Raw genomic sequence first — 11,491 nt, forward strand, 5'->3', positions numbered from 1 at the left:
TCTGCACCCGCGGATCCGATCCGCTAGGGCCCCCGTTGTGTAGCGGCCTAGCACGCCGCCCTCTCAAGGCGGTAGCGCCGGTTCGAATCCGGTCGGGGGTACAGACAGAGGAAGCCCTTCCCTTCGGGGGAGGGCTTCCTCGCTTTTTGCCCGCCGTACCCACAACTCCGGCCCACCGCTGCGGCGTTGAAGCGGTGGGCCGGGACGAACGGGATACGGCGGGAGGTCAGCCGGTGCGGCGGAGCGCCTCGGAGAGACGGGCCGCGGCGTCGATGACCGCCTGGGCGTGCATACGGCCCGGGTGGCGCGTCAGGCGCTCGATCGGGCCGGAGACCGACACGGCGGCCACCACGCGGTTCGACGGGCCGCGGACGGGCGCGGAGACGGACGCGACGCCCGGCTCCCGCTCGCCGATCGACTGGGCCCAGCCGCGGCGCCGTACGCCCGAGAGGGCCGTCGCCGTGAAGCGGGCGCCCTGGAGGCCGCGGTGGAGCCGCTCGGGCTCCTCCCAGGCCATCAGGATCTGCGCCGAGGAGCCCGCCTTCATCGTCAGCGTCGAGCCGACCGGGACGGTGTCCCGCAGGCCCGAGAGCCGCTCGGCCGCCGCCACGCAGATGCGCATGTCGCCCTGCCGGCGGTAGAGCTGGGCGCTCTCGCCGGTGACGTCGCGCAGATGCGTCAGCACCGGGCCCGCGGTCGCGAGCAGCCGGTCCTCGCCGGCCGCGGCGGCGAGCTCCGACAGGCGCGGTCCGAGGATGAACCGGCCCTGCATGTCACGCGCCACCATCCGGTGGTGTTCCAGTGCCACGGCCAGTCGATGGGCCGTGGGTCGTGCGAGTCCCGTCGCCGCGACCAGTCCTGCGAGGGTGGCCGGACCGGACTCCAGGGCGCTCAGGACAAGGGCTGCCTTGTCGAGAACGCCTACGCCGCTAGAGTTGTCCATGCAACGATATTCGCGTCTCACTCTGTGAAACGCAAGTTCAATTTCCAGCGGAACTTGTCACTCTGGTGAGGCGGCCGCACAACGGCCCGCGAAACGGGTCTCTAGTTGTGCCGGCGTAGACGTCGGCCGGAGGGAAAGCGATGGGTAGGACACTCGCGGAGAAGGTCTGGGACGACCACGTCGTCCGGCGCGCCGAGGGCGAGCCCGACCTCCTCTTCATCGATCTGCACCTGCTGCACGAGGTGACCAGCCCCCAGGCCTTCGACGGTCTGCGCCAGAACGGCCGGCAGGTGCGGCGCCTCGACCTCACCATCGCCACCGAGGACCACAACACCCCGACCCTCGACATCGACAAGCCGATCGCCGACCCCGTCTCCCGCGCGCAGCTGGAGACCCTCCGGAAGAACTGTGCCGAGTTCGGCGTCCGGCTGCACCCGCTGGGCGACGTCGAGCAGGGCGTCGTCCACGTGGTGGGACCGCAGCTCGGCCTGACCCAGCCGGGCACCACCGTCGTCTGCGGCGACTCGCACACCTCCACGCACGGCGCCTTCGGCGCGCTGGCGTTCGGCATCGGCACCAGCCAGGTCGAGCACGTGCTCGCCACCCAGACGCTGCCGCTGGCCCGCCCCCGGACCATGGCCATCACGGTCGACGGCGAGCTGCCCGAGGACGTCACCGCCAAGGACCTGATCCTGGCGATCATCGCCCGGATCGGCACGGGTGGCGGCCAGGGCTACATCCTGGAGTACCGCGGCTCCGCCATCGAGAAGCTCTCGATGGAGGCCCGGATGACCATCTGCAACATGTCGATCGAGGCCGGCGCCCGCGCGGGCATGATCGCCCCGGACGAGACCACCTTCGCGTATCTGAAGGGCCGCGCCCACGCCCCCGAGGGCGAGGACTGGGACGCCGCCGTCGCGTACTGGGAGACCCTGCGGTCCGACGAGGACGCGGTCTTCGACGCCGAGGTCGTCATCGACGCCGCCTCCCTGGCGCCGTTCGTCACCTGGGGAACCAACCCGGGCCAGGGCGCGCCGCTTTCGGCGAACGTCCCCGACCCGGCTTCGTACGAAGACGCCTCGGAGCGCCTGGCCGCGGAAAAGGCCCTGGAGTACATGGGGTTGACCGCCGGACAGCCGCTGCGCGACATCCGGGTCGACACCGTCTTCGTAGGCTCCTGCACCAACGGCCGCATCGAGGACCTGCGCAACGCCGCCGCCCTGCTGGACGGCCGCAAGGTCGCCGACGGCGTCCGCATGCTGGTCGTCCCCGGCTCGGTGCGGGTGGCCCTGCAGGCCGTCGAGGAGGGCCTGGACAAGGTCTTCAAGGAGTCCGGCGCCGAATGGCGGCACGCGGGCTGCTCGATGTGCCTGGGCATGAACCCCGACCAACTGGCTCCCGGTGAGCGCTCCGCGTCCACCTCGAACCGCAACTTCGAGGGCCGGCAGGGCAAGGGCGGCCGGACCCACCTGGTCTCGCCCCAGGTCGCCGCCGCCACCGCCGTCCTGGGCCATCTGGCCTCCCCGGCCGATCTGTCCGACGTCGCCACCACCGCGGGGGTCTGAGGAACCATGGAAGCTTTCACCACGCACACCGGCCGGGCCGTCCCGCTGCGCCGCAGCAACGTCGACACCGACCAGATCATCCCGGCCCACTGGCTCAAGAAGGTCACCCGCGACGGCTTCGAGGACGGCCTCTTCGAGGCCTGGCGCAAGGACGAGGAGTTCGTCCTCAACCGCCCGGAGCGGCAGGGCGCCTCGGTCCTGGTCGCCGGCCCCGACTTCGGCACCGGCTCCTCCCGCGAGCACGCCGTCTGGGCGCTCCAGAACTACGGCTTCCAGACGGTGATCTCCGCCCGCTTCGCCGACATCTTCCGCGGCAACTCGCTGAAGAACGGACTGCTGACCGTGGTCCTCCCGCAGGAGACGGTCGACGCGCTCTGGGAGCTGACCGAGGCCGACCCGACCGCAGAGGTCACCGTCGACCTGGAGCGCCGCAAGGTCCTGGCCGACGGGATCGACGCCGACTTCGAGCTCGACGAGAACGCCCGCTGGCGGCTCCTGAACGGTCTCGACGACATCAGCCTCACCCTTCAGAACGAAGCCGACATCGCGGCCTTCGAGGCGTCCCGACCGGCCCACAAGCCCCGTACAATTACGGTCTGAGCAGCGCTTTTCCACGACTGCGCCCCCCACCGCCCGGTGGGGGGCGCAGTCGCTTGTTGAGACCCTGTCGGGCGACAACTCGCCCTAGATGGCACAATCGGTGCATGGAACGCGACAGCCAACTCGAGCTCTACGAGTCAGTCGCCGCCCGATTGAAGGAAGCGCACACAAGAGTGCGCTCACTGCAAGTCCCGGAGGGCGTAAGGATGGCGCTGTCCCGGAAGCTGCTGGTCGTGACGGCCGCGGCGAAGCACGATCTCAAGGACGCGGCAGCGCGTCTGGACCGGTTGATGAAGGACCTCGACGAGGGCCGATTCCCAGAGGACGACTGACACCAGGAACTCCGCAGCGGATCTACCGCGTTGCGGCACTAGGGTGATTAGCCCGTTTCGTGTTTGATTTGCGGTATATACATGCCTAACGTGCGAAAAAGCTTGAACACTTTCGTTCTGGCAATGTCTCCGAAGGGGAAGACGTGAACAAGGCGCAGCTCGTAGAAGCGATTGCCGACAAGATGGGCGGTCGCCAGCAGGCCGCCGAAGCCGTCGACCACGTGCTCGACGCCATCGTGCGTGCCGTGGTCGGGGGCGACCGGGTCTCGGTGACGGGTTTCGGCTCGTTCGAGAAGGTCGACCGTCCGGCCCGCTACGCCCGCAACCCGCAGACGGGTGAGCGGGTGCGGGTCAAGAAGACCTCGGTCCCGCGCTTCCGTGCCGGTCAGGGCTTCAAGGACCTGGTCAGCGGCTCGAAGAAGCTCCCCAAGGGCGGCGAGGTCTCCGTCAAGAAGGCGCCCAAGGGCAGCCTGACCGGCGGCGCCTCCGCCACGGTGAAGAAGGCCGCCGCCAAGAGGGCGACCGCCGCGAAGAAGACCACCGCCGCCGCCAAGAAGGCGACCCCGGCGAAGAAGGCCACCACGGCCGCCGCCAAGAAGACCACCTCGGCCGCCGCGAAGAAGACCACCGCGGCCGCCAAGAAGGCGACGCCGGCGAAGAAGGCCACCACGGCCGCCGCGAAGAAGACCTCCGCCGCCGCCAAGAAGACCACCACGGCCGCCGCCAAGAAGGCGACCAAGGCCACCGTCAAGAAGACCGCGCCCGCCGCCAAGAAGGCCACGGCGACGAAGGCGCCGGCCAAGAAGACGACGGCGCGCAAGACGACCGCCAAGAAGACCGCCGCCAAGAAGTAGGACGAGCGGTAGACACCCGCCGGGCCGGGCTCCCCCCAGGGAGCCCGGCCCGCGGCGCGTCCGGTGCCCCGACGCGGGGGACCGGGCGCGTCAGAACGTCTGGAGCGTCACCAGGGTGATCCGCAGGCCGGCCCCCGAGGTGCCCGGCTCCGCCTCGATCCGGACCCGCTGCCCCGGCCGCAGCATCCGCAGCCCGCCCGCCTCGAAGGCCGCCGCCCCGAACTCCACGGGGGTGCCGTCGTCGAGCAGCACACTGCCGCTGCGGGTCTCGGAGTCGTACGTGAACGCGGTCGCCTGCATGAACCGCAGCCTATCCGGCCGCCGGCAGCCACCGGGCCGCCGTCCGCGGGCCGAGCCCCAGCGCCCCGGCCGCCGCCAGATCCTCACCGGTGTCGACGTCCCGGCGCACCGAATCCACCCCCGCGAGCAGGATTTCCACCGCGCCCGAAGACAAATGCCGAAGCCGCGACGCACCTCCGAATGCCGGTTCCAATTCCACCCCCGGACCCGCCGAGAGGAATGTCGTACCTATTTCGGCGGCATCCGCGAGAAAAGCCCTGGGAAAATTACCGGCCACCTCCAGGACCCGGGTCAGCTCCTCGGGCCGGAGCGCCGGCAGGTCCGCGTTCAGCGCCGCCACCCGGGCGCGCGGCCGCCGCGACCGCACCGCGCGGACCCCGTGCGCGAGCGCCGCGTTGAGCCCCGCCGCCGGGGCGTCCGGCACGATCCGCGCGCCCAGGGCCGCGAGTGCCGCGCCGGCCGCCGGATCGTCCGTGACGACGACCACATCCCGTACCCGCGGGCAGACCAGCACCGCCCCCACGGTGTCCTCGGCGAAGGCCAGCGCCAGCCGTGGGCGGAGCCGGGACCCGGCCGCCGCGGCCAGCCTGCTCTTCGCCAGGGCGAGGGGCTTCAGGGGTACGACCAGGGACCAGCCGTCGTCCGCATGCGTGTTCATCGCGGCCCATTCTGTCCCGCCCACGCGGTCCCCAGCAGGGCCCGGGGCGTACGGTGTCACTCGACAGAGCAGGAGCACGGGGCGACACTTGACCCCCTGCCAGGCTGTCCCGGAGAAAGGTGTACGCGTGCCCCGCCGCAGAATCGGCTTCTGGTACCGCCTCGCGGCGGTCATCGCCAAACCCCCCCTGGTGGTTCTGTTCAAGCGGGACTGGCGCGGCATGGAGCACATTCCGGCCGACGGCGGATTCATCACCGCGGTCAACCACAACTCCTACCTGGACCCGCTGTCGTACGCGCACTACCAGTACAACACCGGTCGGGTCCCGCGCCTCCTCGCCAAGGCGGGTCTCTTCAGGACCCCCTTCGTCGGGATGATGCTGCGCGGCACCGGCCAGATCCCCGTCTACCGCGAGACGACGAACGCGCTCGACGCGTTCCGCGCCGCCGTCGCCGCCATCGAGCGCGGCGAGTGCGTCGCCTTCTACCCCGAGGGCACCCTCACCCGGGACCCCGACATGTGGCCCATGGCGGGCAAGACGGGAGCCGCGCGCGTCGCGCTGCTCACCCGGGCCCCCGTCGTCCCGGTGGCCCAGTGGGGCGCCAACCTGGCGATGCCGCCGTACGCCAAGGAGAACAAGCTCAGCCTGTTCCCCCGCAAGACCCTGACGGTGCAGGCCGGTCCGCCCGTCGACCTCTCCCGCTTCTACGGACTCGAGCCCACGCCCGAGGTGCTCCGCGAGGCGACCGAGGTCATCATGGCCGCCATCACCGCGCTCCTGGAGCAGATCCGCGGCGAGCAGGCGCCCGCCGAACCGTACGACCACCGCCGGGCCCGCCTGGAGCAGCGGCGCAAGGCCGCCGAAGGGGGCACCAAGTGACCAGGGCAGCAGTCTTCGGAAACGGATCGTGGGGCACCGCGTTCGCGATGGTGCTCGCCGACGCGGGCTGCGAGGTGAGCCTGTGGGGCCGCCGCGCCGAACTCGCCAAGGAGATCAACGCCTCCCGGACCAATCCCGACTACCTGCCGGGCGTCGAACTCCCCGCGGCGATCACGGCCACCGCCGACCCGGCCGAGGCGGCCCACGACGCCGACTTCACCGTCCTCGTCGTCCCCTCCCAGACCCTCCGCGGCAACCTCGCCGCCTGGGCGCCGATGCTGGCCCCCGACACCGTCCTCGTCTCCCTCATGAAGGGCGTCGAACTCGGCACGGCCAAGCGGATGAGCGAGGTCATCACCGAGGTCGCGGACGTCCCCGCCGAGCGGGTCGCCGTCCTCACCGGGCCCAACCTGGCCAAGGAGATCGCCGCCCGGCAGCCCGCCGCCGCCGTCGCCGCCTGCGTCGACGAGACGGTCGCCCAGCGCCTCCAGGCCGCCTGCATGACCCCGTACTTCCGCCCGTACACCAACACCGACGTGGTGGGCTGCGAGCTCGGCGGGGCCGTGAAGAACGTCATCGGCCTCGCCGTCGGCATCGCCAACGGCATGGGCCTCGGCGACAACTCCAAGGCCACGCTCATCACCCGCGGCCTCGCCGAGACGACCCGCCTCGGACTCGCCATGGGCGCCGACCCGCTGACCTTCTCCGGCCTCGCGGGCCTGGGCGACCTCGTCGCCACCTGCTCCTCGCCGCTCTCCCGGAACAACACCTTCGGCACCAACCTCGGCCGCGGGATGACCCTCCAGGAGACGATCGCCGCCACCAAGCAGACCGCCGAGGGCGTCAAGTCCTGCGAGTCCGTGCTCGACCTGGGGCGCCGCCACGGCGTCGACATGCCGATCACCGAGACGGTCGTGTCGATCGTCCACGACGGCAAGCCCCCGGTCGTCGCGCTCAAGGAGCTGATGTCCCGCAGCGCGAAGCCCGAGCGCCGGTAGCCGCCACCGCGCGCGCCACCCCGCGCCCCCCCTCCGCCGCACCGCCCCGCACTGGGCCGGACGCGCGCGAGGGGAGCGGGGTCGCAAGGCCGTTCGGGACGCGCAGGGTACGCTCATCGCGATATGAGCGAGAACACCCAGAGCCCCCGCAAGCCGCGCGTGGCCGTCGTCTTCGGCGGACGCAGCTCCGAGCACGCCATCTCCGTCGTCACGGCGGGCGCCGTCCTGAGCGCCATCGACCGGGACAAGTACGACGTGCTGCCCATCGGCATCACGACGGACGGGCGCTGGGCGCTCACCGCCGACGCCCCGGAGCGCATGGCCATCGCCGACCGCGCCCTGCCGAACGTCGCCGAGCTGGCCGAATCCGCCGACGGCGGCGTCGTCCTCTCCGTCGACCCCGCCAACCGCGAGGTCGTCCTCACCGAGCCCGGCGCCGTGCCGAGGGCCCTCGGCGAGGTCGACGTCGTCTTCCCCATGCTCCACGGCCCGTACGGCGAGGACGGCACCCTCCAGGGCCTCCTGGAGCTCTCCGGCGTCCCCTACGTCGGCGCGGGCGTCCTCGCCTCCGCCGTCGGCCAGGACCCGCGGCGGCTCCTCCATGGGCATCACCAAGGTCGACGACCTCTCGGGCCTGGACGAGGCCATCGAGGAGGCCCGCCGGCACGACCCCAAGATCCTCGTCGAGTCCCTGCTGCGCGGCCGCGAGATCGAGTGCGGCGTCCTGGAGTTCGAGGACGGGCCGCGCGCCAGCGTGCCGGCCGAGATCCCGCCGGTCACGGACCACGACTTCTACGACTTCGAGGCCAAGTACATCGACTCGGCCTCCGGCATCGTGCCCGCCCCCATCGGGGACGAGGCCACCGCCGAGATCCAGCGCCTCGCCGTCGCCGCCTATGAGGCGGTCTCCTGCGAGGGCCTGGTCCGCGCCGACTTCTTCCTCACCGAGGACGGCGAGTTCGTCATCAACGAGATCAACACCATGCCGGGCTTCACGCCGATCTCCATGTACCCGCGCATGTGGCAGGAGAGCGGCGTGAGCTACCCCGAGCTCGTCGACCGGCTGATCCAGGCCGCGCTGAGCCGCTCCACCGGCCTGCGCTGACCCGGAGGACCCCGAAGACCGTGCCGCCGCCCTCAGAGGCTGGGCGGCACGGTCTTCCGTACGGGGGCGGCGAGATCCGCGAGCGGCGTCATGTCGTGCGTGTACTGCTCGCCGAACGTCACCTCGACGTACGTCTTCCGGTACGTGGAGGTGAAACGGGGCCCGCCGCCCTCGGGACGCTCCAGCATCCAGTTCACGCCGTTCGCCTCGACGCCCTGCGCCTTGGGATCGCTCATCTTTTCGGGCCGGGGCACCCCGCAGCGCAGTACGATCGCACCGTCACCCCAACCGGCGGTCAACTCGGAGCCGGGCTCCGGGTCACTCCGTTCCAGCCCCGCCACGGTGTCGGGAAGCTCCTTCGCCAGTGCCTGGCAGAAGACGGCCTCCGCCGCCGGCGGACGGGGAACCTCGACGGACGCGGTGGCGTCCGGCGAGGAGCAGCCGGCGGCGGCCAGCAGCAGAACGGCTGCCGTGACGGCGGCGGGCAGGCCGAAGGGCCGGTGGGAAGACATCACCGGCCAAGCGTAGACGGGGGCTACAGATGAACGACCGGGCAGGTGAGGGTGCGCGTGATGCCGTCCACTTGCTGGACCTTGGCGACCACCATGCGGCCGAGTTCGTCGACCGTGTCCGCCTGCGCCCGCACGATCACGTCGTACGGACCGGTGACGTCCTCCGCCTGGATCACCCCCGGGATCTTGGAGATGGTGTCGGCGACGGTCGACGCCTTGCCCACCTCGGTCTGGATGAGGATGTACGCCTGAACCACGGAACCTCCAGGGCGACCACGAGGATCTTGTGGGAGAAAGGGACGCCACGGTACCGCGTCGCCGCGGGCCGCGGGGAGACCCGCGCCTCCCGAGGCGCTCGCGGGGTGGCGTACGCAGGACAGAAGTTGACGGCTTACTTGACGGTACCCAGCACGGTGACGGCCCGCGACCCGCGGCGCGCGCAGACGCGCCGCCGCCCGCCGGCCGGCACGAAGACACGAGGTGAGGCGCGGTGAAGGGCACAGTCGGAGAGCTGGGCGAGTTCGGGCTCATCAGGGAGCTCACGTCCCGGCTCACGTCCACCCCGGCGGTACGGATCGGGCCGGGCGACGACGCCGCGGTCGTCTCCGCACCCGACCGGCGCGTGGTCGCCAGCACGGACATCCTGCTCGAAGGACGTCACTTCCGCCGCGACTGGTCGACGGCGTACGACGTCGGCCGCAAAGCCGCCGCGCAGAACCTCGCCGACATCGCCGCGATGGGCGCGGTCCCCACGGCGCTCCTCCTCGGCCTGGTCGTCCCGGCCGAGCTGCCCGTCACCTGGCCCACCGAACTGATGGACGGACTGCGCGACGAATGTCAGGTCGCGGGCGCCGCGGTGGTCGGCGGCGACGTCGTCCGCGGCGACACGATCATGGTCTCCATCACCGCGCTCGGCGACCTCCGCAACCACGACCCGGTCACCCGGGGCGGCGCCAAGACCGGCGACGTCGTCGCCTACACGGGATGGCTCGGCTGGTCCGCCGCCGGGTACGCGGTCCTCTCCCGCGGCTTCCGCTCCCCGCGCGCCTTCGTCGAGGCCCACCGCAGGCCCGAACCGCCGTACCACGCGGGCCCCGCGGCCGCCGGCCTCGGCGCCACCGCCATGTGCGACGTCAGCGACGGACTCATCGCCGACCTCGGCCACATCGCCGAGGCCAGCAACGTCCGCATCGACCTGCGCTCCGGCCTCATCGACATCCCGACGCAGATGAACGACATCGGCCAGGCCGTCGGCGTCGACCCGATGCAGTGGGTGCTCACCGGGGGAGAGGACCACGCCATCGTGGCCACCTTCCCGCCCGACGTGAAGCTGCCCGCCCGCTGGAAGGTCATCGGCGAGGTCCTCAACCCCTCCGCGCTGCCGCAGGTCACCGTGGACGGCGCGCCCTGGCACAGCGTGGGCGGCTGGGACCACTTCGGGGAGACCGAGTGACGCCCCCCGGGGCGCAGGCGCCCCCGCTGGTGCTGACCGTCGCCGGATCCGACTCCGGCGGCGGGGCCGGCATCCAGGCCGACCTGAAGGCGATGCTCGCGCTCGGCGTCCACGGCATGAGCGTGCTCACCGCCGTCACCGCCCAGAACTCACGGGGTGTCCAGGGGGTCTGGGAACTGCCCGTGGAGGCCGTGCGCGCCCAGTACCGGGCCGTCGTCGACGACATCGGCGTCCAGGCGGTCAAGACCGGGATGCTGGCCTCCGCCGCGCTGGTGGAGACCGTCGCCGAGCTGCTCACGGACACCGCCGCCCCGGTCGTCGTCGACCCGGTCGGCGTCTCCAAGCACGGGGACTCGCTGCTCGCCGCGAGCGCGCTCGACTCCGTCCGTACGAAGCTGCTTCCCCTGGCCACCGTCGCCACGCCCAACCTGGACGAGGTGACGCAGCTCATAGGCGTGCACGTCGTGCACGAGAGCGACATGAGGAACGCCGCCGAGGGAATCCTGTCGTACGGACCGGAGTGGGTCCTCATCAAGGGCGGGCACCTGCCCACCGGCCGGGAGGCCGTCGACCTGCTCACCGACGGAACCGAGGAGCACTGGCTGCGCGCCCCGCGCCACGACAACCGGCACACGCACGGGACGGGCTGCACCCTGGCCTCGGCGATCGCGTCCGGACTCGCGAAAGGCCTCCCGGTGCCTGAGGCGGTACGGGAGGCCAAGGAGTACGTGACCGGGGCCATCGCCGCCGGGTTCGCCCTGGGGGAGGGCATCGGGCCGGTGGACCACGGCTGGCGGTTCAGGGAGTGAGGACCCCGCCGGTGGTCACACCGGCGGACCTCCCGGGCCCGGGCATGGCAAAAGGCCGGTTCACCTGGGTGAACCGGCCTTTCAAGGCAACCGCAGGGGCTGCGCTACGACAGAACACGCGTCGCAATTAGCGCGAGACCTTGCCGGCCTTGATGCACGAGGTGCAGACGTTGAGCCGCTTCGGCGTCCGACCGACCACGGCACGCACACGCTGGATGTTCGGGTTCCAGCGACGAGGCGTACGGCGGTGCGAGTGCGAAATGTTGTTGCCGAAGCCCGGCCCCTTGCCGCAGACGTCGCAGTTGGCAGCCACGGGTCACTCCAAAGACTTCAGATTTACAGTGAAATCCGGCGCACCGGAATCAGGAGTCTGAAGTGGCTTGCCGGGGGATGGCCCGGTGTGGAACCGGGCAACCGAAGCAGCATACAACGACTGCCTCGGTGGAACGAAACTACCATGCTCGGGGCAGACCCCGCCCCGG

14 protein-coding genes, 1 tRNA gene and 1 pseudogene are annotated in these 11,491 nt (G+C 71.4%); 10 read left to right on the top strand and 6 right to left on the bottom strand.

Translation table 11 applies throughout. The annotated features are described in order from the left end of the window. Nucleotides 1–28: 28 nt before the first annotated feature. Nucleotides 29–101 (top strand) — tRNA-Glu (locus EAO70_RS32345). A 125-nt stretch (nt 102–226) separates the two neighbouring features. On the opposite strand, the gene ndgR is transcribed toward EAO70_RS32345, so the two are convergent. Further along, nucleotides 227–943, bottom strand: a complete 717-nt coding sequence (gene ndgR / locus EAO70_RS32350; protein ID WP_016432448.1) for an IclR family transcriptional regulator NdgR — start codon at nt 941–943, stop codon at nt 227–229. A gap of 140 nt (nt 944–1,083) precedes the next feature. Between ndgR and leuC the strand changes: the two genes are divergently transcribed. The 4 genes from leuC (at nt 1,084) to EAO70_RS32370 (ending at nt 4,294) form a co-directional block, all read left to right on the top strand. Further along, nucleotides 1,084–2,508, top strand: a complete 1,425-nt coding sequence (leuC, locus tag EAO70_RS32355) for a 3-isopropylmalate dehydratase large subunit (protein ID WP_148006327.1) — start codon at nt 1,084–1,086, stop codon at nt 2,506–2,508. 6 nt (nt 2,509–2,514) lie between these two features. Next, entirely contained in the window at nt 2,515–3,108 is a 594-nt protein-coding gene (gene leuD, locus EAO70_RS32360) for a 3-isopropylmalate dehydratase small subunit (RefSeq protein ID WP_148006328.1), read from the top strand. A 104-nt stretch (nt 3,109–3,212) separates the two neighbouring features. Further along, complete coding sequence (locus EAO70_RS32365) at nt 3,213–3,440, top strand: hypothetical protein (protein ID WP_024755921.1); 228 nt, start codon at nt 3,213–3,215, stop codon at nt 3,438–3,440. A 143-nt stretch (nt 3,441–3,583) separates the two neighbouring features. After that, on the top strand, nt 3,584–4,294 hold the full coding sequence (locus EAO70_RS32370) for an HU family DNA-binding protein (RefSeq protein WP_148006329.1): 711 nt from the start codon (nt 3,584–3,586) through the stop codon (nt 4,292–4,294). A 90-nt stretch (nt 4,295–4,384) separates the two neighbouring features. On the opposite strand, the gene EAO70_RS32375 is transcribed toward EAO70_RS32370, so the two are convergent. Both EAO70_RS32375 and cofC read right to left on the bottom strand, forming a co-directional pair. Beyond that, nucleotides 4,385–4,594 carry a hypothetical protein gene (locus EAO70_RS32375; protein ID WP_148006330.1) on the bottom strand — a complete coding sequence of 70 codons (210 nt, stop codon included), beginning with the start codon at nt 4,592–4,594 and terminating at the stop codon, nt 4,385–4,387. A gap of 10 nt (nt 4,595–4,604) precedes the next feature. Beyond that, nucleotides 4,605–5,252 carry a 2-phospho-L-lactate guanylyltransferase gene (gene cofC, locus EAO70_RS32380; protein ID WP_148006331.1) on the bottom strand — a complete coding sequence of 216 codons (648 nt, stop codon included), beginning with the start codon at nt 5,250–5,252 and terminating at the stop codon, nt 4,605–4,607. A gap of 127 nt (nt 5,253–5,379) precedes the next feature. Between cofC and EAO70_RS32385 the strand changes: the two genes are divergently transcribed. The 3 genes and pseudogenes from EAO70_RS32385 (at nt 5,380) to EAO70_RS32395 (ending at nt 8,235) form a co-directional block, all read left to right on the top strand. Continuing rightward, nucleotides 5,380–6,132 carry a lysophospholipid acyltransferase family protein gene (locus EAO70_RS32385; RefSeq protein ID WP_148006332.1) on the top strand — a complete coding sequence of 251 codons (753 nt, stop codon included), beginning with the start codon at nt 5,380–5,382 and terminating at the stop codon, nt 6,130–6,132. Further along, nucleotides 6,129–7,130, top strand: a complete 1,002-nt coding sequence (locus tag EAO70_RS32390; protein ID WP_148006333.1) for an NAD(P)H-dependent glycerol-3-phosphate dehydrogenase — start codon at nt 6,129–6,131, stop codon at nt 7,128–7,130. Before EAO70_RS32385 ends, EAO70_RS32390 begins: the two co-directional genes overlap by 4 nt. Before the next feature lie 123 nt (nt 7,131–7,253). Beyond that, nucleotides 7,254–8,235: pseudogene (locus EAO70_RS32395) on the top strand (D-alanine--D-alanine ligase family protein). Nucleotides 8,236–8,267: 32 nt separating this feature from the next. Here the strand turns inward: EAO70_RS32395 and EAO70_RS32400 are convergent. Both EAO70_RS32400 and EAO70_RS32405 read right to left on the bottom strand, forming a co-directional pair. After that, complete coding sequence (locus EAO70_RS32400) at nt 8,268–8,747, bottom strand: DUF3515 domain-containing protein (protein ID WP_148006641.1); 480 nt, start codon at nt 8,745–8,747, stop codon at nt 8,268–8,270. A 23-nt stretch (nt 8,748–8,770) separates the two neighbouring features. Next, the gene (locus EAO70_RS32405) at nt 8,771–9,004 is read right to left on the bottom strand and encodes an Lrp/AsnC family transcriptional regulator (protein ID WP_017947604.1); all 234 of its coding nucleotides are present in this window, start codon (nt 9,002–9,004) and stop codon (nt 8,771–8,773) included. A 233-nt stretch (nt 9,005–9,237) separates the two neighbouring features. Here EAO70_RS32405 and EAO70_RS32410 point away from each other — a divergent pair, with 233 nt between their 5' ends. Further along, the gene (locus EAO70_RS32410; protein ID WP_148006334.1) at nt 9,238–10,200 is read left to right on the top strand and encodes a thiamine-phosphate kinase; all 963 of its coding nucleotides are present in this window, start codon (nt 9,238–9,240) and stop codon (nt 10,198–10,200) included. Further along, nucleotides 10,197–11,009, top strand: a complete 813-nt coding sequence (gene thiD / locus EAO70_RS32415; RefSeq protein ID WP_148006335.1) for a bifunctional hydroxymethylpyrimidine kinase/phosphomethylpyrimidine kinase — start codon at nt 10,197–10,199, stop codon at nt 11,007–11,009. The genes EAO70_RS32410 and thiD overlap by 4 nt, the downstream gene beginning before the upstream one ends. Before the next feature lie 127 nt (nt 11,010–11,136). Here the strand turns inward: thiD and rpmB are convergent, their stop codons facing one another. Continuing rightward, on the bottom strand, nt 11,137–11,322 hold the full coding sequence (gene rpmB / locus EAO70_RS32420; protein ID WP_015036441.1) for a 50S ribosomal protein L28: 186 nt from the start codon (nt 11,320–11,322) through the stop codon (nt 11,137–11,139). Nucleotides 11,323–11,491: the final 169 nt, after the last annotated feature.

Source organism: Streptomyces sp. adm13(2018) (genome assembly GCF_008042145.1).
In the GTDB taxonomy this organism is placed as follows: Bacteria; Actinomycetota; Actinomycetes; order Streptomycetales; family Streptomycetaceae; genus Streptomyces.

Excerpts from the sequence above, each read along its gene's own strand:
- leuD (WP_148006328.1), top strand. The coding sequence starts at position 2,515 with ATGGAAGCTTTCACCACGCACACCGGCCGGGCCGTCCCGCTGCGCCGC.
- EAO70_RS32375 (WP_148006330.1), bottom strand. The coding sequence starts at position 4,594 with ATGCAGGCGACCGCGTTCACGTACGACTCCGAGACCCGCAGCGGCAGT.
- ndgR (WP_016432448.1), bottom strand. The coding sequence starts at position 943 with ATGGACAACTCTAGCGGCGTAGGCGTTCTCGACAAGGCAGCCCTTGTC.
- EAO70_RS32365 (WP_024755921.1), top strand. The coding sequence starts at position 3,213 with ATGGAACGCGACAGCCAACTCGAGCTCTACGAGTCAGTCGCCGCCCGA.
- EAO70_RS32400 (WP_148006641.1), bottom strand. The coding sequence starts at position 8,747 with ATGTCTTCCCACCGGCCCTTCGGCCTGCCCGCCGCCGTCACGGCAGCC.
- cofC (WP_148006331.1), bottom strand. The coding sequence starts at position 5,252 with ATGAACACGCATGCGGACGACGGCTGGTCCCTGGTCGTACCCCTGAAG.
- leuC (WP_148006327.1), top strand. The coding sequence starts at position 1,084 with ATGGGTAGGACACTCGCGGAGAAGGTCTGGGACGACCACGTCGTCCGG.